Source organism: Pantoea sp. 22096 (assembly GCF_052045955.1).
In the GTDB taxonomy this organism is placed as follows: domain Bacteria; phylum Pseudomonadota; class Gammaproteobacteria; order Enterobacterales; family Enterobacteriaceae; genus Pantoea; species Pantoea alfalfae.
Genome location: NZ_JBQEPW010000006.1, coordinates 104973 through 129332, shown reverse-complemented (window position 1 = coordinate 129332; position 24360 = coordinate 104973). Strand labels below are relative to the sequence as shown.

Below are 24360 nucleotides of genomic sequence, written 5' to 3'. Positions count from 1 at the left end.
GGTGGGAAGCCCGCCTTTTGTTTTACTTCAGCGTAATGCTTTTCACAATGTTGTCAGCATCGCTCTGTGCCTGCTGCTGATTATCGCCTGGCAGCGTAATCTGCAGTGTCACCAGCTTGCCATCCACTTTTGCCAGAACCACGGAAGACCATGAGGTCTGGTTGTTAGCAGAAATCACCGTATCCAGCTGCTGGGCGGGCTGATCTTTCAGCGTCACAGATTTGTTCGACACCACCTGCAACTGTGGATCGCGGTTACGCTGCTGCTGTTCCATGCGCTGCGACAGCACATCCAGACCATCATTGGTCGGGTCACCGGCGATCACAATAATGGCGCGGGCACCGGTTTCATCCGCATAAACGTGCATGTTCGTAGTCTGCGAACCCAGTTTACCGCTTTTATCGGACATGCCTGGTGGCAGCGAGAAGCTCAGTTTGCCATCCATCAGCGTGACGGTCTGCGCCGACTGACTGGCGCTGACGCCGTTGTCGTTCGCCGCTTCATCTTTCTTCTGGTCACAGGCCGCCAGGCCAAGTACCAGTAAACCCATTCCTACATATTTCACCAGGTTGCGCATCAGAATCCCTTTTTAAGTTTCCAGTCAGGCATTAATACAACAGGAATCAGGTTGCAAACGCAACCTGATGATTGTCAGAAGATCTTAGCGGATAGGAGTGGAAACCGTATGGGCACTTAGCCGAAATTGACCTGGCGGGCGGTCTGGCGTTCAGCCAGACGTTTCAGCGCGGCATTGAGCAGTACGCCGTAGGCGGGCAGGAAGAAGACCATGCAGATCAGCACCTTGAAGCTGTAATCTACCAGAGCAATCTCAACCCAGTGCTGCGCCATAAACGCATCGGGGCTTTTATAGAAGGCGATAAAGAAGAAGGCCAGCGTATCGCTGATATTCCCCAGGAACATGGCGCAGCCGGGTGCTATCCACCACTGAGGCAGACGACGCAGACGGTTAAAGACATGAACGTCGAGGATCTGACCCAGTGCATAAGCCATAAAGCTGGCGCAGGCGATACGGGCCACAAACAGGTTCATCACTTCCAGCGCCTGCCAGCCCTGCCATTCACCCTGATAGAACAGCGCCGAGACGCCATAAGAGATAAACAGCGCCGGGATCATTACGGCCAGAATAATGCGTCGGGCCAGCGGTGCGCCAAAAATACGCACGGTGAGATCGGTCGCAAGGAAGATAAACGGGAAGCTGAACGCGCCCCAGGTGGTGTGGAAGCCAAAGACGGAGATCGGCAACTGAACCAGGTAGTTACTGGAGGTGATCACCAGCAGGTGAAACAGCGATAGCCAGAAAAGCGCATGCATGCGCTGACGTGAAGAAAATGCGAGCATATTCAACCTTTTTAATGTTGGGGTGAGGGAACCCATTGCGGGACGCCGTTCGGGCAGCGCCTGGCAGTTTTATGAGCAAAAAGCGGCGGCATATTACCGCGTTGTGCTTTTTATGCAATGGTTAATTTTAACGCAATCGTTATCGCCTTGCTTCACCGCCAGCACGCGCTAGAATGAGCGCCCCTTACCTGAACCGAGTTGATTATGAGCGATGCCTTTTCCTCTGCCGACCATCAGCTGGACGCCCGTGGCCTGCGTTGCCCGGAGCCGGTGATGATGGTGCGCAAAACCGTACGCAGCCTGCAGGATGGCGAGACGTTACTGATCATCGCCGATGATCCGGCAACGACCCGCGATATTCCCGGCTTCTGCCGCTTTATGGAACATGGCCTGCTGGCGCAGCAGACCGACACGCTGCCCTATCAGTTTCTGATCCGCAAAGGTATAGCCGGTTAACAGCAGCCGTTCAGGCCGCCGTTAACCGCACTCTTCAGACAGCGCTTTTTACTCAGGCGCGACGTCGCAGTAACCGCAGCGCGTTGGCCGTGACCAGCGCGGTCGCCCCGGAATCTGCCAGCACGGCCAGCCAGAGTCCGGTCAGACCCAGCAGGGTAGTGATCAGGAAAATCGCCTTCAGCCCCAGCGCAATACCGACATTCTGGCGGATGATGCGCCGTGTCCGGCGTGCCAGTGCTATCATCGGCACCAGATTGCTGAGCTGATTACGCGTCAGGGCCGCATCGGCCGCTTCCAGCGCGACATCGGTGCCGCTGCCCATCGCAATGCCCAGCGTTGCCGCTTTCATTGCTGGCGCGTCGTTAATGCCATCCCCGACCATCGCCAGCGGCTGTTGCTGACTCAGTTCACGGATCGCCGCGACTTTATCGGCGGGCAGCAGGCTGGCGCGATAATCAATATCCAGCTGGCGGGCAATGGTCGCCGCAGCGCGCGGGTTATCACCGGTCAGCATCAGGCTCTCAATACCCAGCTTTTTCAGCGCTTTTAACGCATCGGCGGCGTCGTCGCGCAGCTGATCGCGCAGAGCCAGCGCACCCAGTGCTTCGCCATTGCGCATCAGCACCACCAGCGTTTCACCTTCGGCTTCCTGTTGCGCTATCTGCGCATTTTGCTGCGGCGTCAGACCGGGCGTATGGCTGGGCGTCAGCAGCTGAATCTGCTGGCCTGAGACCTGCGCACGGATGCCGCGTCCCGCCTGCACCTGCTGATCCTGCGCGTCAGGAATCACCAGGTTACGCGCCTGCGCGGCCGCCACGATAGCGCTGGCCAGTGGATGGGTGGCACCCTGTTCCGCAGCGGCGCTCAGCGCCAGCATCTCTGACTCGCTGGCCGTACCAAAGCGCAGGATCTGCGTCAGCTGTGGCTTGCCCAGCGTCAGTGTACCGGTTTTATCAAACGCCATTCTGCGCACCGAACTCAGCCGCTCCAGCGCCGCACCGCCTTTGATCAGTGCGCCCTGACGCGCCGCCGCAGCCAGCCCCGAGGTAATGGCTGCTGGCACTGAGATCACCAGTGCACAGGGGCAGCCAATCAGTAACAGGGTCAGCCCTTTATAGATCCACGGCTGCCAGTCGCCTGCGAAGAGCAGGGGCGGCACCATCATGACCAGCAGCGACAGCAGCATCACCAGCGGCGTGTAGATGCGGCTGAACTGGTCGATAAAGCGTTCGACCGGCGCACGGTGCGTTTCCGCTTCCTCGATCAGTTGCAGGATACGGTCAATCGCGCTTTCACCCGGCTTCGATACCACTTCCAGCATCACCAGCCGATCCACGCTGGTGGCACCGGCAAGGATTTTTTCACCCTTGGTGTGCGTCACCGGCAGCGACTCACCGGTCAGCGCGCTCTCATCGAAACTGGCGAGCGGGCTGATTAAACAGCCATCGACCGGCAGGCGGCTGCCCGCCGCGACTTCAATCACATCACCCGGTTGCAGCGCCGCCAGCGGCACTTCACTGCGTTTGCCCTGTTCCAGACGAATCGCCGATTCAGGCCGCAACGCCATCAGACTGGTGACGCCGCTGCGTGCCCTGGAGGCGGCATAGCTTTCCAGCTTTTCGCCCAGCTGAAACAGCATCAGCACCATCGCGGCTTCGGCGTGCGCGCCAATGATCAGTGCGCCAGCCGACGCCAGGGTCATTAAGGTTTCAATGGTAAAAGGCGATCCGCTGCGCAGACGCTGCCAGGCACCGCGCGCCACCGGGATCAGGCCGACCAGGGTGGTCAGCACAAACAGCCGATCGCCCCAGACGGGTGCGAACTGGCTGAGAACGCTGCTGGCGATCACCAGCAGTGCCAGTAAAATCAGCATGCGGTTATGTTGCCAGTCGGGCTTAGCGGGGAATGTGGCCGACGTGGCTGATGGGGTTGCGAGCTGGAAGCCGGCTTTTTTCACCGCCTGTTCAACGGCGTTCAGTACATCGTGGTCAGCGTTAACCACCAGCTTCTCGCTGCTGAACAGCACACGGGCGTCGGTCACACCACTTATCTGACGGACAGCGGTTTCAATAGTGCGGGCACACGACGGGCAATCCATCCCGCTGACCTGCCAGCTAAAGGGATAACTGTCGGCACCTCGCCGGTCGCTTTCCTCAGCGGGGTCGGTGTCGTTGCCAGGGCTGCTGTTGCAGTCACAGCAACAGCCTGCCGTCTCCGCAGGTACAGGCGTCGCGGCGTGAATAGAAAGGGAGAGGGGGCGAGCCTGGCGAACCTGGCACAGCGGTTTTGCTGCGGCGTGACTGGCACGGGGTTTGCCGCAGCCACAGGCGTGATGTTGATGCATATGACCTCCGGATAATGGGATGAGCAACGCTGCCCATCCCGCTATCCTACACTCTGGAGTGAACTCCAGAGTCAAGGCTATTTTCTCAGACGACCCACAACGAGCGCACGATCATAAAGTGACCGGCGAAGTAGCAGGCGGCAACAATCGCGCTGTCGGCGGTAAAGCGGCGACGATAGTGTGAGATAAACCAGACGGCGTTTGCCAGCAGCAGCAGACCGGCACCCACCATGATCGAGAAGCTGTAATCGGTCGGGCGGAAGAAGTACTGCTCGGTCGCTATCCAGGTCATTACCAGCGTCATGCCGATAAAGGTGCAGACAGGCCAGCGCAGATCTTCCAGTCGGCTCCAGATGACGCCAATCAGAGCGGCACCGATGATGAGCAGCGTTAGCGGGATCGGCCAGAAGAAGGTCATGGTCATGCTGGCGGCGAAGCAGAGGGTATAAAGCAGGTGCGACAGGAAGAAAGCCCCGACGGCATAGAGCATCTGCTGACGCGGCAGCAGCGTTAACGCATCACCGACCAGCGTCGCGACCAGACCGGCCAGAATCAGGTAGTCCGTAGTCTGCAGCACAGGTGCCTGCCAGGCCAGCCCGACAAGCAGCAGCAGCGTGACCGGTTTAAATAACCAGCGTTGCCATTGCGGGCCGCGATAGGTGGCGTCGACATAGAGCCAGCCGGAGAAAAGTACAGCGAGGAAAGACCAGAGCATTGTTTCTCCCTTTTTTATTCAAAATGGTGAAAGATCCCAAAATATCCTTTCCAGTTTAGGTTAAGCCTCTGAGATGTGACAATCAGGCAACTCTGGTTGTATGCTTTGCCGCCTGATTAATCATTCTGCAGGCACCAGATCGCTATGAGCAAACCGCCGCTAATCTTTATTATCGTTCTGGCGATTATCGCCGTGCTGGCGACCCGTCAGTTCATTAAGCAACGCCGGGAAGTGGCGGTGAATGACGCTTCACCCGAGCGTTCTCTGCAGGTTGAGGTCAAAACCAAACGTGAATTTCCTGCACCCAATCGCCGTTCACGGCAGCGGGAAGTTATCGCCGGGGAAGAGATGCGCTACGAGGTGCTGCTTCACCCGCTGAACGGTGCCAGCGACATCAAAGTGCAGCTTAAAGAGGCGGAATATCATCAGCTGGACAAGGGTGCCAAAGGCGAGCTGAAGATGCAGGGCACGCGCTTTATCAGCTTCACACCCCGGCAGTAACAGGCGGGCATTGCGCCCGCCCGGGTTTATTTCTTACGTGGGAAGTTTTTCTTCTGCCAGGCGACCAGTTCGAATACCCCGAACAGAAACACTTTGGCCTGGGTGACGCGGTCAATCGGCGGCGCATCTTTGGTCTGCGTGGTGCGCAGTAACACCAGCTGCAGACCATGCATCAGGATCATGAAAATCAGTGCAACGTTGATAAAATAAGTCAGTGGCTTCGGGTAGGGATGGACCAGATTAGCCAGTAAAAATCCCCACACGCATAGCATCAACAGACGCCCCAAATTAAGTAACATCCTGCGTCTCCTGTTGACGTTGATACAAACGATAAGCCACTTGTCCGGCTATTTTCTCGCGATAAAGATCCCACTCTGGCGGCACCGGCGGTGCGCCATTTTCCACTTCACTTTCGACGTAAATCAGCGCCTGGTCGGCCAGCCAGTGATTCTGCTCCAGCAACTGTAACGTCTGTTCCAGCAATCCCTGACGAAACGGCGGATCAATAAACACCACATCAAAGGGTGTACCCGCCTGTGCCAGCCAGTTTAGCGCATTGGTCTGAACCACGGTGCCATTCGTGGCGCGCAGCGTCTGCAGATTTTTTGATAACTGCTGTGCTACCGGACGTTCCAGCTCCAGCAGCGTCGCCGATCCCGCGTAACGCGACAGCGCTTCCAGTCCTAATGCGCCGCTACCGGCAAAGCAGTCGAGGCAGCGCGCTTCTGGCAGCACCGGGGCCAGCCAGTTAAACAGCGTCTCGCGAACCCGATCGGTCGTGGGGCGCAGTCCGGCGCTGTCCGGCACCGGCAGTTTGCGTCCGCGCCACTGGCCGCCAATGATGCGAATCTGCCCGGCACCGCCTGTACTGCGGGGGTTTTTATTCATCTTGCTCACAACTCGTCATAATTTGTTGCGTAGTTTAACGGGCGAATCGGTGAGAAGAAACGTTAAAAAAGGGTGCTGTGGTGAGCTGGCTGGAAAGTGTTAGACTACTGAGTTGCTGAAGTCATGCATTATTCTGCGGTTTACGCCGGTCTGGCGCTGACCAATTTCATTGATTTACCCCTGGAAACCACGCGCGACCGGGACAAAGCCATCGAGGAGTGTCGTCACACAATGGCAAAAGAGAAAAAACGTGGCTTTTTTTCCTGGCTGGGATTTGGCAAAGAGGAAGAGAAACAACCTGTAGCGGAGGAGCAGACACCAGAGGTCGCTGAACCCGCACAGCAGCAGACAGAACAGGAAGCCCCGGCATTAAGCCAGGCTGAAGCACAAGCGGAAGAGACTGTCGTCATCACCGAAACGGTGGCCGGGCAGCAGCGTGAGGCGGAAGTCACTGCGGCAGCGCCGCATGAATCAGCACCTGCGGTGCTGGATGAGGCTGAGCCGATTGAGGCCGACCCTGAAGCGCTGCTGGAGGTTGCCGCACCTGAACATGATGCGACGCCGGTCATAGACGCCGACGACGTGGTCACGCCGATCGCTGACGCGGAACCCGCAGACGCGCCGTTAAGCGAAGAAGAGCTGACGGCACTGGCGCTCGGCGACGCAGAAATCGTTGACATCCCGCACAGCGAAACCGACGCGCCGTTAAGCGAAGAAGAGCTGACGGCGCTGGCGCTGGGCGATGCAGAGATCGTCGAAACCCCGCACAGTGAAGCACAGTTAAACGACGAAGTGCCCAGGCCACAGGTGCTGGATGACGCCGCGAGCGCTGAAACGCAGGATAGCGAAGCAGACGCGCCGCTGACTGAGGAAGAGCTGACTGCACTGGCACTGGATGACGCCGATGTCACGGACCAGGAACCGACTGAGTCGCTATCCGATACCGTCAGCGATCTGCCGCTGGCCGCCGCGCCGCTCATCGTGCAGGAGCAGGAGCGTCCCAGCAAAGAGGGCTTCTTCTCCCGCCTGAAGCGCAGCCTGGTCAAAACCCGTCAGAACCTCGGTTCCGGTTTTATCAGCCTGTTCCGTGGCAAAAAGATTGATGATGACCTGTTTGACGAGCTGGAAGAGCAGTTGCTGATTGCGGATGTGGGCGTGGATACCACGCGTCGCATCATCACCAACCTGACCCAGCAGGCAAACCGCAAGCAGTTGCGTGACGCGGAAGCGCTCTACAGCCTGCTGAAAGCAGAGATGGCCTCGATTCTGGCGAAAGTGGATGCGCCACTGGATGTCTCAGGTAAAACGCCATTTGTCATCCTGATGGTGGGCGTCAATGGCGTGGGTAAAACCACCACCATCGGTAAGCTGGCACGCCAGTATCAGGCCGAGGGCAAGTCCGTGATGTTAGCGGCCGGTGATACCTTCCGCGCCGCAGCGGTTGAGCAACTGCAGGTGTGGGGCCAGCGCAATAACATTCCGGTCATTGCGCAGCACACCGGCGCAGATTCCGCTTCGGTGATTTTCGATGCCATTCAGGCCGCGAAATCACGCGGCGTTGACGTGCTGATTGCCGATACGGCGGGTCGTCTGCAGAACAAATCGCACCTGATGGAAGAGCTGAAAAAAATCACCCGCGTGATGAAAAAGCTGGATGATTCCGCACCTCACGAAGTGATGCTGACGCTGGATGCCAGCACCGGACAGAATGCGGTCAGCCAGGCCCGACTGTTTAATGAAGCCGTCGGCCTGACCGGGATTGCGCTTACCAAGCTGGATGGCACCGCCAAAGGCGGCGTGATCTTCTCGGTGGCCGATCAGTTCGGTATTCCGATTCGCTACATCGGCGTCGGTGAAGGCATTGAAGATTTACGGCCGTTTAAGGCGGAAGATTTTATTGAGGCACTGTTTGCCCGAGAGGACTAATTAGGATGATTCGCTTTGAAGAGGTCAGTAAGGCATATCTCGGCGGACGTCAGGCGCTGCAGGGGGTAGATTTCCATCTGCGTCCCGGCGAAATGGCGTTTCTGACCGGCCACTCCGGTGCCGGTAAAAGTACCTTGCTGAAGCTGATTTGTGGCATTGAGCGCCCGAGTGCCGGAAGAATCTGGTTCAGCGGCCATGACATTTCCCGCCTGCGTAACAGTGAGGTGCCTTTCCTGCGTCGTCAGATTGGCATGATCTTCCAGGATCACCACCTGCTGATGGATCGGTCGGTTTATGACAATGTGGCGATCCCGCTGATTATTTCCGGTGCCAGCGGCGAGGATATCCGTCGTCGCGTCTCGGCGGCGCTGGATAAAGTAGGCCTGCTCGACAAAGCGAAAAGTTATCCGATTCAGCTTTCGGGCGGTGAGCAGCAGCGTGTGGGCATCGCCCGTGCGGTGGTGAACAAGCCGGCCGTACTGCTGGCCGATGAACCGACCGGTAACCTCGACGACGCGCTGTCAGAAGACATTCTGCGCCTGTTCGAAGAGTTTAACCGCGTCGGCGTCACCGTCCTGATGGCGACGCATGACAGCGGCCTGATCGCCCGACGCAACTACCGGATGATGACGCTGAATCAGGGACGTCTGCACGGAGGCCACGATGGTCAATAAACGCATTAAACGTCCGGCTGCGCCGAAAGCTAAGCAGCCGTCGAAGTCGAAGAGTAAAGCGCTGAAGGGCGGCTGGCAGGAGCAGTGGCGCTATGCGCTGCGCGGTACGCTTTCGGATATGTGGCGTCAGCCGCTGGCTACACTGCTGACGGTGATGGTCATCGCCATTTCTCTGACGCTGCCCAGCGTCTGCTACATGGTGTGGAAAAACGTCAGTCAGGCGGCCACGCAGTGGTATCCGGCGCCGCAGTTGACCGTTTATCTCTCCAAAACGCTGGATGACACGGCGGCAGAAAACGTAGTGGCGCAGCTCAAGCAGGTCGAAGGCGTAGATAACGTCAACTACCTGACGCGGGAAGAGGCGCTGAATGAGTTCCGTAACTGGTCGGGCTTTGGTGGCGCAATGGATATGCTGGAGCAGAATCCGCTGCCTGCGGTAGCCATCATCACGCCTAAGCTCAACTTCCAGAACTCAGACACCATGCAGAGCCTGCGCGATCGGGTGAGCAAAGTGCAGGGCGTGGATGAAGTGCGAATGGATGACAGCTGGTTTGCGCGGCTGGCGGCACTGACCGGGTTGGTGGGGCAGATTGCCTCCATGATTGGCGTGCTGATGATTGTGGCGGTGTTCCTGGTGATCGGTAACAGTGTCCGCCTCAGCATCTTTGCGCGACGCGACACCATTAACGTGCAGAAGCTCATTGGTGCCACCGATGGCTTTATCCTGCGTCCGTTCCTCTATGGCGGCGCGCTGCTGGGCTTCAGCGGTGCGGTGCTGTCGCTGCTGCTGTCAGAAGTGCTGGTGCTGCGTCTGCAGTCGGTCGTCGCCAGTGTGGCAACCGTATTTGGTACCACCTTCTCGCTGGAAGGTTTCTCCTGGGATGAAGCGCTGCTGTTGCTACTGATTGCGGCCATCATCGGCTGGGTGGCAGCCTGGCTGGCAACGGTACAACATTTACGTCGATTTACGCCGCAGTAAACGCCTGCAACATTTTTTTGTTATAATGGTCCTCTGCTACCGATAGTGGGTGCAGAGGATTTTTCCCCTCTTCCCTTCCTGTCATCTGTGTGTAAAATATTCACTGCTATAATTGAACTTGTGGATAACTTTATCACTCTAAGTAGCACAGATTGCTTTCGGATCTCGCGCGACGTTGACGTAATGTATCGTCTGCGCAGGGAAATGTGCGGCAATTCCACTGAATTTGTGAGGGTTTGAATGACCAAAGAAATGCAAACTTTAGCTATTGCTCCTCTTGGCAACCTGGAGTCTTACGTCCGGGCTGCGAATACCTGGCCGATGCTCTCGGCTGAAGAGGAAAAAGCGTTGGCTGAACGGCTGCATTACCAGGGCGATCTGGAAGCAGCAAAGACGCTGATCCTGTCTCACCTACGCTTTGTAGTTCATATCGCTCGTAATTACTCCGGCTATGGTCTGCCACAGGCTGACCTGGTCCAGGAAGGCAACATCGGCCTGATGAAAGCGGTGCGTCGCTTCAACCCTGAAGTGGGCGTGCGTCTGGTTTCGTTCGCCGTGCACTGGATTAAAGCGGAGATTCACGAATACGTGCTGCGTAACTGGCGTATTGTGAAAGTCGCGACCACCAAAGCACAGCGTAAGCTGTTCTTTAACCTGCGTAAAACCAAGCAGCGTCTGGGCTGGTTCAATCAGGACGAAGTCGAGATGGTTGCGCGCGAGCTGGGCGTAAGCAGCAAAGACGTGCGCGAAATGGAATCGCGTATGGCCGCGCAGGATATGACCTTTGATATGTCTGCCGACGACGAGAGCAGCGAAGGCCGTTCGATGGCACCGGTGCTGTATCTGCAGGATAAAACCTCTGACTTTGCCGACGGCATCGAAGAGGATAACTGGGATGCGCATGCGGCTGACAAGCTGAGCTATGCGATGGAAGGTCTGGATGAGCGCAGTCAGCACATCATTCGCGCCCGCTGGCTGGACGAAGACAATAAAACCACGCTGCAGGAACTGGCCGATCAGTACGGCGTATCCGCCGAACGTGTCCGGCAGCTGGAAAAGAACGCCATGAAGAAACTGCGTATGGCGATTGAAGCGTAACGCACTTCAACACCTTAAGGGGCGACAGATGATGTCGCCCTTTTTGTTTTCTGCGTCCGGCTAGTCTGCCGCCCGTATCCAGCCATCACTCTGCGCCCTGAAGCCACACGCCTGCATAAACGCCGCGCGTACCTGCTGATCGTCACTGCCATCATCGGCAATCCACCAGTCCGCGATTGAACCATTCTGCCTGATTGTCTCCTCCAGCAAATACTGTCCTACCCCGCGTCGCCGGGTGACATCGCGCACCGCCAGCCGGTGAACCTTGCCATGGATGCCGGAGATTTCCAGCTGCAAACCTGCCAGCAGACGGTCATTAAAACGCGCTGCGTAAAGACGATGAGACTCACTTAAACCCTGTTCCAGTTTTTCCATCTCCAGATCCGGCCAGACTTTGCCAAGATCGATGCGGTCCTGCGGCGTCAGCGCGGTCAGGCGCTGGATAGTGAGCTTCATAACAAAAACCTCTAAAAAAGGGGAAAGTGTAGCGAAAGTATACAACCAGAGGGCCACCACATTTTCATCAATAAAACAGGTCAAAAGATGGCCTGGATGCCAGGATAACAGGAGTAAACCTGGATAGCGGGCGAAGAATCCAGCATAACACGCTGGCAAAGTGGTCATAAACCGGCCATTGCATCCAGTGTATTATGCTGTTTAACCCGGTCAATTCTGAATGTGTCAGTTGATTTACAGAAGAAACTTCCTGTTTAATAACCTGAAAAATAAAGCCTTATTACTAATAAATGTCAGAAAAGTACGCTAACTCATTCATCATTAATCAGTTTTCGACTTTATCTGGCAACGCAAGCACTCACAACATACACGACAAAATAAATGGGGTAGTCAGGATGAAAATGAAAGGGCGCGCATTACTGGCGGGATGTGTAGCACTGGCGATGAGCCATGCGGCGCTGGCTGAAGATATCAAAGTGGCAATTGTCGGCGCAATGTCAGGTCCGGTAGCGCAGTACGGCGACATGCAGTTCGCCGGTGCAACGCAGGCGATTGAAGATATTAACGCCAAAGGCGGCGTTAACGGCAACAAACTGGTGGCGGTGAAATATGATGACGCCTGTGACCCGAAACAGGCGGTTGCGGTCGCGAACAAGGTGATTAACGATGGCATCCGCTACGTCATCGGCCACCTCTGCTCTTCCTCCACCCAGCCGGCGTCTGACATCTATGAAGATGAAGGCGTGCTGATGATCACCCCGGCCGCGACCGCACCTGACCTGACTTCCCGTGGCTATAAACTGATTATGCGCACCACCGGCCTCGACTCCGATCAGGGGCCGACCGCCGCGAAATATGTGATGACCGAGCTGAAACCGCAGCGTATCGCAGTGGTTCACGACAAACAGCAGTATGGCGAAGGCCTGGCGCGCTCCGTGCAGGAGAGCCTGAAAAAGCAGGGCGCTAATATCGTGATGTTTGAAGGAATCACCGCGGGCGATAAAGATTTCTCTACGCTGGTAGCCCGCTTCAAGAAAGAGAACGTCGATTTCGTCTATTTCGGCGGTTACTACCCGGAAATGGGCCAAATCGTGCGTCAGGCACGTGCTGCTGGCCTGAAAACCCAGTTTATGGGACCAGAGGGTGTGGGTAACGCCTCGCTGTCGAACATTGCTGGTGCGGCTTCTGAAGGCATGCTGGTGACCCTGCCGAAACGTTACGACCAGGTCGAAACTAACAAACCGATCGTTGACGCGCTGAAAGCGAAGAAACTGGATCCGACCGGCCCGTTCGTCTGGACCACCTATGCCGCTCTGCAGTCGCTGGCAACCGGTATGGAGCGCAGCAAGAGTGCTGAGCCGGATGCTATCGTAAAAAACCTCAAGGAAGGTGCCGCGGTGCCAACCGTGATGGGCAACCTGAACTGGGATGAGAAGGGCGATCTCAAGGGCTTTGAATTCGGCGTCTTCAAATGGCATGCCGATGGCACCTCGACGGCTGTGAAGTAAACCAGGCTGTTTTGTGGTGAGCGGGAGGCCGGGTAACCGGTTTCCCCTGACCAGCGACACGAACGCCTGGTGCTCGTCTGCCAGGCGTTTTTTGTACCCCGATCGCCTGCGATCGGTTAAGTAAGGGTCAAGGTATGTCCGAGCAGTTCCTCTATTTTATTCAGCAGATGTTTAACGGTGTGACCCTGGGTAGCACTTACGCGCTGATCGCCATCGGTTACACCATGGTTTACGGCATTATCGGCATGATCAACTTCGCCCACGGCGAGGTCTACATGATCGGTAGCTATGTCTCCTTTATCGTGATCGCCGCCCTGATGATGATGGGCATCGACACTACCTGGCTGATGATTGCTGCTGGCTTTGTGATGGCGGTGATTATCTCCAGCGCCTACGGCTGGAGCATTGAGCGCGTCGCCTACCGGCCTGTGCGTTCATCCAAGCGCCTGATTGCGCTGATCTCCGCCATCGGGATGTCGATATTCCTGCAAAACTACGTCAGCCTGACGCAGGGTTCACGCGACCTGGCGCTGCCGAGCCTGATCACCGGACAGTGGACGGTAGGCGAGAGCAACGGGTTTGCCGCCACGATTTCTACCATGCAGATTGTGATCTGGGTGGTGACGTTCCTGGCGATGCTGGCGCTGACCACCTTTATCCGCTATTCCCGTATGGGCCGCGCCTGTCGCGCCTGCGCTGAAGACCTGAAAATGGCCAGCCTGCTGGGGATTAACACCGACCGCGTGATCTCGCTGACCTTTGTGATCGGTGCCGCGATGGCGGCAGTCGCAGGCGTGCTGCTGGGCCAGTTCTATGGGTCGATCAACCCCTTCATCGGCTTTATGGCGGGCATGAAAGCCTTTACCGCCGCGGTGCTGGGCGGAATTGGCAGTATTCCGGGCGCAATGATTGGCGGCCTGGTACTGGGCATCGCTGAAGCGCTGACTTCTGCGTATCTCAGCACGGAATATAAAGATGTGGTCTCGTTTGCCCTGCTGATTGTGGTGCTGCTGGTGATGCCGACCGGGATTCTGGGTCGCCCGGAGGTTGAAAAAGTATGAAGATCTCCTTTATCAATGCCCTGATCTCGTCGGTGATGCTGCTGGTGCTTGCCACCTTTTTTATGGGATTGCGCCTGAATCTGGACGGCACGAATCTGGTAGTGCAGAACGCGGGTAGCGTGCGCTGGAACTGGATCGCCGCAGGCTGTGCGGTGGTGTTTCTGTTCCAGCTGTTGCGTCCGGTGTGGCAAAGCGGCCTGAAGAAAATCTCCGGTCCGGCGCTGGTTTTGCCTGGCCTGGATGGCTCGACGCCAAAGCAGAAGCTGGTGATGGCAGTGATGATTATCGCCGCCATTGCCTGGCCATTCCTGGTGTCACGCGGCACCGTCGATATCGCCACCATGACGCTGATCTATGTGATGCTCGGTCTGGGCTTAAACGTGGTGGTCGGTCTCTCTGGCCTGCTGGTACTGGGTTATGGCGGCTTTTACGCCATCGGTGCCTACACTTTTGCGCTGCTGAATCACTATTACGGTCTTGGCTTCTGGCAATGCCTGCCGCTTTCCGGCATGGTCGCTGCATTGTTTGGTCTGCTGCTGGGCTTCCCGGTGCTGCGACTGCGCGGCGACTATCTGGCGATTGTGACGCTGGGCTTCGGTGAGATCGTGCGTATTCTGCTGCTGAACAATACCGCCCTGACCGGCGGGCCGAATGGCATCAGCCAGATCCCGAAACCGACGCTGTTTGGTCTGGAGTTTGGCCGTACGCCCCGTGAAGGCGGCTGGGATACCTTCCATAACTTCTTTGGGCTGAAGTACGATCCCAGCGACCGCATCATCTTCCTCTACCTGGTGGCGCTGCTGCTGGTGGTATTGACGCTGTTCGTGATCAACCGGCTGCTGCGGATGCCGCTGGGCCGGGCCTGGGAAGCGCTGCGCGAAGATGAGATTGCCTGTCGTTCACTGGGCCTGAGTCCGACCCGCATCAAGCTGACTGCCTTTACCATCAGTGCCGCGTTTGCCGGTTTTGCCGGCAGTCTCTTCGCGGCGCGTCAGGGCTTTGTCAGCCCGGAATCCTTTACCTTTGTCGAGTCCGCCTTTGTGCTGGCGATTGTGGTATTGGGCGGGATGGGCTCGCAGTTTGCGGTCATTCTGGCCGCCATTCTGCTGGTGGTGTCACGCGAGCTGATGCGTGACCTGAATGAATACAGCATGCTGGTGCTGGGTGGCCTGATGGTGCTGATGATGATCTGGCGTCCGCAGGGCCTGTTGCCGATGAAGCGTCCGCATCTGAAGCTCAGAACCGGTAAACAAGGAGAACAGGCATGATTCAGCCTTTATTAGCCGTTGAAGGCCTGATGATGCGCTTCGGCGGTCTGTTAGCCGTGAACAATGTGGCACTGGAGCTGCGTCCACAGGAGATCGTTTCACTGATTGGTCCCAACGGTGCCGGTAAAACCACCGTGTTCAACTGCCTGACCGGCTTTTACAAACCCACCGGTGGCACGATCAAACTGCGTGAGCAGCATCTGGAAGGGTTGCCGGGCCAGAAGATTGCGCGGATGGGCATCGTGCGGACTTTCCAGCACGTGCGTCTGTTCCGTGAGATGACGGTGATTGAGAACCTGCTGGTCGCGCAGCATCAGCATCTGAAAAGCGGCGTATTTTCCGGCCTGCTGAAAACCCCGGCGTTTCGCCGCAGTGAGAGCGAGGCGCTGGATCGTGCGGCGACCTGGCTGGAGCGGGTGGGTCTGCTGGATCTGGCGAACCGTCAGGCGGGCAATCTGGCCTATGGTCAGCAGCGCCGTCTGGAGATTGCGCGCTGTATGGTGACGCGCCCGGAGATTCTGATGCTGGATGAACCGGCGGCGGGTCTTAACCCCAAAGAGACCCACGAGCTGGACGCGCTGATTGCGGAACTGCGTGGTGAACACAAGGTGTCGGTGCTGCTGATTGAACATGATATGAAGCTGGTGATGGGTATTTCTGACCGTATTTACGTGGTTAATCAGGGAACGCCGCTGGCTAACGGAACGCCGGAGGAGATTCGTAATAATCCGGATGTCATTCGTGCCTATTTAGGAGAGGCCTGAGATGGCAAATGCGATGTTAACCATTGAGAACGTCAGCGCTCACTACGGCAAAATTCAGGCGCTGCACAACGTTAGTCTCTATATCAATCAGGGCGAAATCGTCACCCTGATTGGCGCTAACGGCGCCGGAAAAACCACGCTGCTGGGCACGCTGTGCGGCGAGCCGCGCGCGACCCAGGGCACCATCACTTTTGATGGCAAAGCCATTACCGACTGGCAAACGGCGCGCATCATGCGTGAAGCGATCGCCATCGTGCCAGAGGGACGGCGGGTGTTTTCGCGCATGACGGTGGAAGAGAACCTGGCGATGGGCGGCTTTTTTGCCAGCCGCCCGGAGTATCTGACGCGGATTAAGCGCGTGTATGAACTCTTTCCACGGCTGGAGGAGCGTAAAATCCAGCGTGCCGGGACGATGTCAGGCGGCGAACAGCAGATGCTGGCGATTGGCCGTGCGCTGATGAGCCAGCCGCGCCTGCTGTTGCTGGATGAGCCGTCGCTGGGACTGGCACCGATCATTATTCAGCAGATCTTCGACACGATTGAGCAGTTGCGCAGCGAAGGGATGACGATTTTCCTGGTGGAGCAGAATGCCAATCAGGCGCTGAAGCTGGCTGATCGGGGCTATGTGCTGGAGAACGGGCATGTCGTGCTCGAAGATAGCGGTGCAGCGCTCCTATCAAACGAAGCCGTCCGCAGCGCTTACTTAGGTGCCTGATGGGGCACGGCCTGGCTTACTTGCCAGGTTCCGGTTGGGCAGTGCTCGCCATCCTCACGTACTACGTGTACGCTCCGGTGGCTGCGCGCTGTCCGCCCGCAACCTGGCTGCGCCGCCGACGGCCTTTGAAAGTGATGCGGAATGTGTCGCTGACGGCCTTGAGTGTTGGTTTGAGTGGAGCCGCCGACGGCCTTCGACTTCAGTGAAGTGAAAACCTCAGTAAGGTATTTTCAGCTTCCAGTCGCTCTGCAATTTATGTAACTAAAAACTGGTATCGCAGGCGTTTTGCCGCCGTGCTGCCAGCGTCCTCTTTTTCTCAATAAAGCCTGTCACCCGCCTGTCATCTTCCTGTTATTAATCCGTCATTTCCCCGTGTCATGTTACTTCGCGAACCAGAAATCCGTGATTTCACGCGTATTTACCTGCACAGGAAAATTCTATGTCCGTCGTTACCTTTCGTCGTAGCCTGATGAGCGTGCTGCTCGGTCTGACACTCAGCAGCCATGCCATGGCCGCCACTGAGATTCCTTTCTGGCACTCTATGGAAGGCGAGTTAGGCAAAGAAGTGGATTCGCTGGCACAGCGTTTTAACCAGACGCATCCCGATTACAAAATTGTTCCGACCTACAAAGGTAACTACGAGCAGAGCCTGGCGGCAGGGATTGCGGCCGTGCGCAGCGGCAAAGCCCCCGCGGTGCTGCAGGTCTATGAAGTCGGTACGGCGACCATGATGGCTTCTAAGGCGATTGTGCCGGTGCATCAGGTTTTCAAAGATGCTGGCATCCCCTTTGATGAAAAGCAGTTCGTACCAACGGTGGCGGGCTACTACAGCGACAGCAAAGGTCAGCTGATCTCTCAGCCGTTCAACAGTTCGACGCCGGTGCTCTACTACAACAAAGATGCCTTCAAAAAAGCGGGCCTTAACCCGGATCAACCCCCTAAAACCTGGCAGGAGCTGGCGACGGATGCCGCCGCACTGCGCAAATCGGGGATGAGCTGTGGCTACGCCAGCGGCTGGCAGGGCTGGATCCAGATTGAAAACTTCAGCGCCTGGCATGCGCTGCCGGTGGCGACAGAGAACAACGGATTTGATGGGCTCAACGCGGTGCTGGAGTTCAACAAGCCGGTACAGGTTCGTCACATCGACCTGCTGGAAGCGATGAACAAAAAAGGGGACTTCACCTACTTTGGCCGCAAAGATGAGTCCACCGCCAAGTTCTACAACGGTGACTGCGGTATCACTACCGCCTCATCCGGATCGCTGGCTGATATCCGCCACTACGCTAAATTCAACTTCGGCGTCGGCATGATGCCGTATGACGACACCGTGCCGAATGCACCGCAGAACGCCCTGATCGGCGGGGCCAGCCTGTGGGTGATGAAAGGCAAAGATGCGGCAACCTACAAAGGCGTGGCCGAGTTCATGCAGTTCCTGGCTAAACCGGAAATCGCCGCGGAATGGCACCAGAAAACCGGCTATCTGCCGATTACCACCGCCGCCTACGAGCTGACGAAACAGCAGGGCTTCTACGATAAGAATCCGGGTGCAGATATTGCGACCCGCCAGATGATGAACAAGCCGCCACTGCCGTTCACCAAAGGCATGCGTCTGGGCAACATGCCGCAGATTCGTACCGTGATCGACGAGGAGCTGGAAAGCGTCTGGACCGGCAAACAGTCGCCGCAAATCGCGCTGGATAACGCAGTGAAACGCGGCAACGAACTGCTGCGCCGCTTTCAGCAGCAGGTGAAATAATCTCTCCTCTGGCCAGCCCAGGCTGGCCCCTCTTTTCTGACGCCAGGTACGCCATGTCTTCATCCCGTCCGGTTTTTCGCACCAGCCTGTTGCCCTATCTTCTGGTGCTGCCGCAACTGCTGATTACCGCCATCTTCTTTCTCTGGCCTGCCGGTGAAGCGCTGTGGTACTCGCTGCAAAGCCTCGACCCCTTTGGCATCTCCAGCAGCTTTGTCGGGCTGGAAAACTTCAGACGCCTGTTTGCCGATCCCTACTATCTGGACTCGTTCTGGACCACGATAAAATTCAGCGGCATGGTCACGGTGTTCGGCATGGTCTTTTCGCTGCTGCTGGCGGCGCTGGTGGATTATGTGGTGCGACTGCGCCGCCTCTATCAGACCCTGCTGCTGCTGCCCTACGCCGTTGCGCCTGTGGTGGCTGCGGTGCTGTGGATGTTTCTGTTTAACCCCGGTCTGGGCCTGTTCAGCTATCTGCTGAACCACATCGGCTACAACTGGAACTATGCGCAAAACAGCGGTCAGGCGATGTTCCTGATTGTGCTGGCATCAATCTGGCAGCAGATGAGCTACAACTTCCTGTTCTTTTTTGCCGCCCTGCAATCTATTCCCAAATCGCTGGTGGAAGCCGCCGCCATTGACGGTGCCGGGCCGGTGCGTCGCTTCTTCAACCTCTCACTGCCGCTGATCACGCCCGTGAGTTTCTTTCTGCTGGTGGTGAACCTCATCTACGCCTTCTTCGATACCTTCCCGGTGATTGATGCCGCGACCGGCGGCGGGCCGGTGCAGGCAACCACCACGCTGATCTACAAAATCTATCGTGAAGGCTTTACCGGTCTGGATCTCTCCTCGTCCGCGGCGCAGTCGGTGGTGCTGATGCTGCTGGTCATCGGGCTGACGGTGCTCCAGTTCCGCTTTGTTGAACGTAAGGTGCAATACCAATGATTGAGAATCGACGCGGGCTGGATATCTTCAGCCACATCGTGCTGGTGCTGGGCGTGCTCACTATCCTGTTTCCGCTCTATGTCGCCTTTGTGGCGGCGACGCTGGATAACGAGGCGGTCTATCAGGTGCCGATGACGCTGGTGCCCGGTACGCACCTGTGGGAGAACATCTCGCGCATCTGGACCCATGGCGTCAACGGCAGCGGGCCAGCGTTTGGCCTGATGCTGCTCAACAGCATGATCATGGCGCTGGGCATCACCTTCGGCAAAATCACCGTGTCGATGCTGTCGGCGTTTGCGCTGGTCTGGTTCCGTTTTCCGCTGCGCACGCTCTTTTTCTGGCTGATCTTCATCACCCTGATGCTGCCGGTAGAGGTGCGTATCTTTCCTACGGTTCAGGTGATTGCCGATCTCAACCTGCTCGACAGCTACAGCGGATTAACCCTGCCACTGATGGCATCGGCAACCGCGACCTTTCTGTTCCGCCAGTTCTTTATGTCACTGCCGGATGAGCTGGTGGAAGCGGCGCGCATCGACGGTGCCAGCGCGATGCGCTTCTTTATCGACATTGTTCTGCCGCTGTCAAAAACCAATCTGGCGGCGCTGTTTGTCATCACCTTTATCTACGGCTGGAACCAGTATCTCTGGCCGCTGCTGATTATCAATGACGCCAGCCTCGGCACGGCGGTGGCAGGGATCAAAAGCATGATCTCCTCCAGCGGTTCGCCGACCCAGTGGAACGAAGTGATGGCGGCAATGTTATTAACCCTGATCCCACCGCTGGTGATGGTGTTAGTCATGCAGCGTGCCTTTGTGCGCGGTCTGGTTGAGAGTGAGAAATAAGATGGCAGGCGTAACCCTTCAGGCAGTAACCAAGTCCTACGATGGCAAAAATCAGATCATTCAGCCGCTGAACGTCACCATCAATGACGGCGAATTTATGGTGATGGTCGGGCCGTCCGGCTGCGGCAAATCGACCCTGCTGCGCATGGTGGCCGGACTGGAGCGCGTCACCTCCGGCGATATCTATATCGATAACCGGCGCGTCACTCAGGAAGAGCCGAAAGATCGCGGCATTGCGATGGTGTTCCAGAACTACGCGCTCTATCCCCATATGTCGGTGGAGGAGAACATGGCCTATGGCCTGAAAATCCGCGGTATGGGCAAAGAGCAGATTCGCCAGCGGGTACTTGAAACGGCGCGCAGTCTGGAGCTGGATCACCTGCTGATGCGGCGGCCTCGCGAGCTGTCTGGCGGACAGCGCCAGCGCGTGGCGATGGGGCGCGCCATCGTACGTGAACCGGCAGTGTTTCTGTTTGATGAGCCGTTGTCGAATCTTGATGCCCGCCTGCGGGTGCAGATGCGGCTGGAACTGCAACAGCTGCATCGCCGCTTACAGACCACCAGCCTCTATGTCACGCATGATCAGGTGGAGGCGATGACGCTGGCGCAGCGGGTGATGGTAATGAACAAAGGGGTGGTCGAGCAGCTTGGCACGCCGGTTGAGGTGTATGAACGTCCTGCCAGCCAGTTTGTTGCCTCGTTTATCGGCGCGCCTGCCATGAACCTGCTGAAAGGACAGTTCAGCAGCGACGGATCGCGCTTTGACCTCGACGCCTCGCATGCCCTGACGCTCAGCGACACAAAAGCGAAATGGGCCAACCGGCCGGTGGTGCTGGGCATCCGGCCAGAGCACATCCGGCTCAGTAGCCGCGAGCAGGGCGGCGTGCCGCTGCGGGTCGATACGCTGGAGATGCTGGGTGCCGATAATCTGGCCCATGGTCGCATCGGTGACACGCCACTGGTGGTACGCTTAGCCCACAGCGAACGGCCGCAGCCAGGCAGTACGCTGTGGCTGCATCTGCCGTCAGATGCGTTACACTTCTTCGATTCAACTCATGGAAAGCGTCTGGAATGAGCACACAACACTGGCCTTATCCCCGCATCGTCGCCCATCGTGGCGGCGGTAAACTGGCACCAGAAAACACGCTGGCCGCGATCGACACTGGCGCGAAGTATGGTCATCAGATGATTGAATTTGATGCCAAATTATCGGCGGATGCGCAGATCTTCCTGCTGCATGACGACACGCTGGATCGCACCAGTAACGGCTGGGGCGTCGCGGGTCAGCTGCCGTGGGAGAAGCTGTCGCAGCTCGACGCGGGCAGCTGGTTTGGCAACGCGTTTACCGGCGAGAAGCTGGCGCGGCTGGATGAAGTCGCGGCCCGCTGTCGTCAGCATCAGATGATGGTGAACATCGAAATCAAACCGACCACCGGCAGTGACGCCGAAACCGGACGCGCCGTGGCGCAGGCTGCCGCGATCCTGTGGCAGGGTCAGACCGCACCGTTGCTCTCTTCGTTCTCTTTTGAAGCACTGGAAGCGGCGATGCAGGTCGAGCCAGGGCTGCCGCGTGGCCTGCTGTCGCACAGCTGGGATCCACAGTGGCAGGAAAAAACCACGGCGCTGGCGTGCGTATCCATCCACCTCAACCATAAAGTGCTGACTGCGGAGCGGGTTGCAGAGCTGAAAAGTGCGGGCCTGAAGATTCTGGTCTATACCGTGAACAGCCCGGACCGGGCGCGGGAATTGCTGACGTGGGGCGTCGATGCCATCTGTACCGACAGCATCGACATCATTGGCCCCGATTTTCATTAGTTCTGATTCGGACTCTGGTTCTGCTGGCCCGGCTGTGTGGTTATCACCCGCTGTTGGGCGCTGTTGCGCTGCTCCTGCATTTTACGCTGCATGTCCTGCGTCTGACGCTGCTGATCCTGGCGCAGCTTCAGCTGTTGCTGCTGTTGCTGGCTCTGCATCTGCGACTGCATCCGCTGCTGGCTCGGGTTATAGCCCGGTTTATTTGGATCGTTGGTGCTGTTCAGCGTGTTCGCCTGACTGGCGAAAGGCAGCAGGGCGGCTAAAACAATCATCCACTTTTTCATCTTTGCTCCTTCCTTTATCGCGACAGGTTTTTTGGGTGCACAACGGCGCACACCGATATCAGGGTCGCACCCATAAGTTTACGCGATATCACAGACCTTACTTTCCGATCTATTCCTGATTTGACTTAACCCCGGTTATTTTGCTGTATTTGTAGGCACTTGCAGAAATGATAAAAAAATGTAAATAACAACATGGGATGGTGGCAGGATGAAAATGCAGCAGACAGTGCGTCAGCTTAGCTGGTCGCTGGTGATGAGCTTTACCATGGTGGCAGGCACTTATGCCGCGCCCACTCAGGCACCACCGGTCTCCTACGGCGTGGACAGTGATACCTTTCACCCGGTAAAAGCGCAGCACGGCATGGTAGCGTCGGTGGATGCGCTTGCAACCCAGGTGGGCGTGGAAATTCTGCGTCAGGGCGGTAATGCGGTAGATGCCGCGGTCGCCGTGGGCTTTGCGCTGGCTGTGACCCATCCGCAGGCGGGCAACCTGGGCGGCGGCGGCTTTATGCTGCTGCGCACTGCCTCTGGCCGCGCGACCGCTATCGATTTCCGTGAAATGGCACCGGGCCATGCGTCGCGCGATATGTTTCTGGATAAGCAGGGCAACGCCGACAGTAAGCTGTCGCTGACGTCACACCTTGCTTCCGGCACGCCGGGCACCGTTGCCGGACTGGCGCTGGCTGCGCAGAAATATGGCACCCTGCCGCTGAGCACGCTGCTGGCACCAGCGATCAAACTGGCGCGTGACGGTATTCCGGTCAACGATGCGCTGGCGGATGACCTGAAGACCTACGGCAAAGAAGTGTTGATCACCCATCCGAACAGTAAAGCGATTTTCTATAAACCGGACGGCACGCCGTGGCAGAAGGGCGATCGGCTGGTGCAGAAAAACCTGGCCCACAGCCTGCAACTGATTGCCCGTCAGGGACCGGATGCGTTTTACAAAGGTGAAATCGCGGATGAGATCGCCGGCGAGATGGCGCAGCATGGCGGCCTGATCAACAAAGCTGATCTGGCGGCCTATCGTGCGGTCGAGCGAACGCCTGTCAGCGGAACATACCGTGGCTATGAAGTCTTCTCTATGCCGCCGCCGTCATCCGGTGGTATCCACATCGTGCAGATCCTCAATATCCTGGAGAACTTCGATCTGGCGAAGATGGGCTTTGGCAGTGCTGACGCCATGCAGGTGATGGCAGAAGCGGAGAAATATGCCTACGCGGACCGCTCGGAATATCTTGGCGATCCCGATTTCGTGAAGGTACCGTGGCAGGCGCTGACCAGTAAAGCCTATGCCAAAACCCTGGCGCAGCAGATCGATGTAGCAAAGGCGCGCCCTTCCAGCGAGATCAAGCCCGGTAAGCTCGAACCTTACGAAAGTAATCAGACCACCCATTTCTCGGTGGTGGATAAGCAGGGCAATGCCGTTGCGGTAACCTATACCCTTAACACCTATTTCGGCAGCGGAATTGTGGCGGGCAAGAGTGGCATCCTGATGAATAATGAGATGGATGACTTCTCTGCCAAGCCAGGCACGCCAAATGTCTACGGGCTGGTCGGCGGGGAAGCGAATGCGGTGCAACCGGCGAAACGTCCGTTGTCATCGATGTCGCCGACTATCGTCGCCAAAGGGGGCAAAACCTGGCTGGTGACCGGCAGTCCTGGCGGCAGCCGCATTATCACCACGGTATTGCAGATGGTGGTTAACAGCATCGATTTCGGGATGAATGTGGCGGAAGCCACCAATGCGCCGCGCTTCCATCATCAGTGGCTGCCGGATCAGCTGCGGGTGGAGAAGGGCTTCAGTCCCGATACGCTGCGTCTGCTGGAAACCAAAGGTCAGCATGTGAAGGTACTTCCGTCGATGGGCAGTACGCAGAGCATCATGATCGGGCCGGATGGCATGCTCTACGGCGCTTCCGATCCGCGCAGCATCGATGATTTGAGTGCGGGTTATTGAGATTTGAGACTGCTGACAAACTCAAACCCGGGTGAATCTGACAGCAATAA

25 protein-coding genes are annotated in these 24360 nt (G+C 57.3%); 17 read left to right on the top strand and 8 right to left on the bottom strand.

Translation table 11 applies throughout. The features are described from left to right. Positions 1-22 precede the first annotated feature (22 nt). Both ACTJKZ_RS17900 and ACTJKZ_RS17895 read right to left on the bottom strand, forming a co-directional pair. Positions 23-577, bottom strand: coding sequence for a DcrB family lipoprotein (locus ACTJKZ_RS17900; RefSeq protein WP_010253333.1), 555 nt, complete (start codon positions 575-577; stop codon positions 23-25). A gap of 116 nt (positions 578-693) precedes the next feature. Further along, complete coding sequence (locus ACTJKZ_RS17895) at positions 694-1359, bottom strand: 7-cyano-7-deazaguanine/7-aminomethyl-7-deazaguanine transporter (RefSeq protein WP_003852182.1); 666 nt, start codon at positions 1357-1359, stop codon at positions 694-696. Positions 1360-1563: 204 nt separating this feature from the next. On the opposite strand from ACTJKZ_RS17895, the gene tusA reads away from it, so the two are divergent. After that, entirely contained in the window at positions 1564-1815 is a 252-nt protein-coding gene (tusA, locus tag ACTJKZ_RS17890; protein ID WP_161735554.1) for a sulfurtransferase TusA, read from the top strand. A 52-nt stretch (positions 1816-1867) separates the two neighbouring features. On the opposite strand, the gene ACTJKZ_RS17885 is transcribed toward tusA, so the two are convergent. Together ACTJKZ_RS17885 and ACTJKZ_RS17880 are read right to left on the bottom strand one after the other, a co-directional pair. After that, positions 1868-4159 carry a zinc/cadmium/mercury/lead-transporting ATPase gene (locus tag ACTJKZ_RS17885; protein ID WP_285087182.1) on the bottom strand — a complete coding sequence of 764 codons (2292 nt, stop codon included), beginning with the start codon at positions 4157-4159 and terminating at the stop codon, positions 1868-1870. 85 nt (positions 4160-4244) lie between these two features. After that, complete coding sequence (locus ACTJKZ_RS17880) at positions 4245-4874, bottom strand: lysoplasmalogenase (protein WP_253420318.1); 630 nt, start codon at positions 4872-4874, stop codon at positions 4245-4247. A gap of 144 nt (positions 4875-5018) precedes the next feature. Between ACTJKZ_RS17880 and ACTJKZ_RS17875 the strand changes: the two genes are divergently transcribed. Beyond that, the gene (locus ACTJKZ_RS17875; protein ID WP_222924887.1) at positions 5019-5375 is read left to right on the top strand and encodes a DUF2500 domain-containing protein; all 357 of its coding nucleotides are present in this window, start codon (positions 5019-5021) and stop codon (positions 5373-5375) included. 26 nt (positions 5376-5401) lie between these two features. Here ACTJKZ_RS17875 and ACTJKZ_RS17870 read toward each other — a convergent pair whose 3' ends face one another. Continuing rightward, entirely contained in the window at positions 5402-5674 is a 273-nt protein-coding gene (locus tag ACTJKZ_RS17870) for a DUF1145 family protein (protein WP_003852192.1), read from the bottom strand. After that, the gene (gene rsmD, locus ACTJKZ_RS17865) at positions 5664-6263 is read right to left on the bottom strand and encodes a 16S rRNA (guanine(966)-N(2))-methyltransferase (protein ID WP_222924888.1); all 600 of its coding nucleotides are present in this window, start codon (positions 6261-6263) and stop codon (positions 5664-5666) included. Before rsmD ends, ACTJKZ_RS17870 begins: the two co-directional genes overlap by 11 nt. A gap of 231 nt (positions 6264-6494) precedes the next feature. Here rsmD and ftsY point away from each other — a divergent pair, with 231 nt between their 5' ends. From ftsY to rpoH, 4 genes are all read left to right on the top strand, one after another. Further along, the gene (gene ftsY, locus ACTJKZ_RS17860) at positions 6495-8189 is read left to right on the top strand and encodes a signal recognition particle-docking protein FtsY (RefSeq protein WP_161735572.1); all 1695 of its coding nucleotides are present in this window, start codon (positions 6495-6497) and stop codon (positions 8187-8189) included. Between the two features lie 5 nt (positions 8190-8194). Next, a complete protein-coding gene (ftsE, locus tag ACTJKZ_RS17855; RefSeq protein WP_440829897.1) occupies positions 8195-8863 on the top strand; it encodes a cell division ATP-binding protein FtsE in 669 nt (222 codons plus the stop codon). Further along, positions 8853-9842 carry a permease-like cell division protein FtsX gene (ftsX, locus tag ACTJKZ_RS17850; protein ID WP_013359347.1) on the top strand — a complete coding sequence of 330 codons (990 nt, stop codon included), beginning with the start codon at positions 8853-8855 and terminating at the stop codon, positions 9840-9842. Before ftsE ends, ftsX begins: the two co-directional genes overlap by 11 nt. Positions 9843-10082: 240 nt before the next feature. Beyond that, positions 10083-10940, top strand: a complete 858-nt coding sequence (rpoH, locus tag ACTJKZ_RS17845; protein WP_003852201.1) for an RNA polymerase sigma factor RpoH — start codon at positions 10083-10085, stop codon at positions 10938-10940. 60 nt (positions 10941-11000) lie between these two features. Here the strand turns inward: rpoH and panM are convergent, their stop codons facing one another. Next, positions 11001-11396, bottom strand: a complete 396-nt coding sequence (gene panM, locus ACTJKZ_RS17840) for an aspartate 1-decarboxylase autocleavage activator PanM (RefSeq protein ID WP_013359346.1) — start codon at positions 11394-11396, stop codon at positions 11001-11003. Between the two features lie 395 nt (positions 11397-11791). On the opposite strand from panM, the gene ACTJKZ_RS17835 reads away from it, so the two are divergent. The 10 genes from ACTJKZ_RS17835 (at position 11792) to ugpQ (ending at position 22066) form a co-directional block, all read left to right on the top strand. Then, on the top strand, positions 11792-12904 hold the full coding sequence (locus ACTJKZ_RS17835; RefSeq protein ID WP_013359345.1) for a branched-chain amino acid ABC transporter substrate-binding protein: 1113 nt from the start codon (positions 11792-11794) through the stop codon (positions 12902-12904). Between the two features lie 134 nt (positions 12905-13038). Continuing rightward, on the top strand, positions 13039-13965 hold the full coding sequence (gene livH / locus ACTJKZ_RS17830; protein WP_009087789.1) for a high-affinity branched-chain amino acid ABC transporter permease LivH: 927 nt from the start codon (positions 13039-13041) through the stop codon (positions 13963-13965). After that, on the top strand, positions 13962-15233 hold the full coding sequence (locus ACTJKZ_RS17825; protein ID WP_161735544.1) for a high-affinity branched-chain amino acid ABC transporter permease LivM: 1272 nt from the start codon (positions 13962-13964) through the stop codon (positions 15231-15233). Before livH ends, ACTJKZ_RS17825 begins: the two co-directional genes overlap by 4 nt. Beyond that, the gene (gene livG / locus ACTJKZ_RS17820) at positions 15230-15997 is read left to right on the top strand and encodes a high-affinity branched-chain amino acid ABC transporter ATP-binding protein LivG (RefSeq protein WP_013359342.1); all 768 of its coding nucleotides are present in this window, start codon (positions 15230-15232) and stop codon (positions 15995-15997) included. Before ACTJKZ_RS17825 ends, livG begins: the two co-directional genes overlap by 4 nt. A 1-nt stretch (position 15998) precedes the next feature. After that, positions 15999-16712 (top strand): high-affinity branched-chain amino acid ABC transporter ATP-binding protein LivF, encoded by a 714-nt coding sequence (gene livF / locus ACTJKZ_RS17815; RefSeq protein WP_013359341.1) that lies wholly within the window; start codon positions 15999-16001, stop codon positions 16710-16712. Positions 16713-17151: 439 nt separating this feature from the next. Next, a complete protein-coding gene (gene ugpB, locus ACTJKZ_RS17810) occupies positions 17152-18468 on the top strand; it encodes a sn-glycerol-3-phosphate ABC transporter substrate-binding protein UgpB (RefSeq protein WP_440829896.1) in 1317 nt (438 codons plus the stop codon). Positions 18469-18521: 53 nt separating this feature from the next. Continuing rightward, entirely contained in the window at positions 18522-19409 is an 888-nt protein-coding gene (gene ugpA, locus ACTJKZ_RS17805; protein WP_010253295.1) for a sn-glycerol-3-phosphate ABC transporter permease UgpA, read from the top strand. Beyond that, entirely contained in the window at positions 19406-20251 is an 846-nt protein-coding gene (ugpE, locus tag ACTJKZ_RS17800) for a sn-glycerol-3-phosphate ABC transporter permease UgpE (RefSeq protein WP_440829895.1), read from the top strand. The genes ugpA and ugpE overlap by 4 nt, the downstream gene beginning before the upstream one ends. Position 20252: 1 nt before the next feature. Then, positions 20253-21326, top strand: coding sequence for a sn-glycerol-3-phosphate import ATP-binding protein UgpC (locus ACTJKZ_RS17795; RefSeq protein ID WP_440829894.1), 1074 nt, complete (start codon positions 20253-20255; stop codon positions 21324-21326). Further along, positions 21323-22066, top strand: a complete 744-nt coding sequence (gene ugpQ, locus ACTJKZ_RS17790; protein ID WP_161735534.1) for a glycerophosphodiester phosphodiesterase — start codon at positions 21323-21325, stop codon at positions 22064-22066. Before ACTJKZ_RS17795 ends, ugpQ begins: the two co-directional genes overlap by 4 nt. On the opposite strand, the gene ACTJKZ_RS17785 is transcribed toward ugpQ, so the two are convergent. Then, positions 22063-22350 (bottom strand): DUF2756 domain-containing protein, encoded by a 288-nt coding sequence (locus tag ACTJKZ_RS17785; protein WP_161735532.1) that lies wholly within the window; start codon positions 22348-22350, stop codon positions 22063-22065. The genes ugpQ and ACTJKZ_RS17785 overlap by 4 nt on opposite strands. 208 nt (positions 22351-22558) lie before the next feature. On the opposite strand from ACTJKZ_RS17785, the gene ggt reads away from it, so the two are divergent. Further along, positions 22559-24310: a gamma-glutamyltransferase gene (gene ggt / locus ACTJKZ_RS17780; protein ID WP_161735530.1), complete on the top strand. Its 1752-nt coding sequence runs from the start codon at positions 22559-22561 to the stop codon at positions 24308-24310. Positions 24311-24360 lie beyond the last annotated feature (50 nt).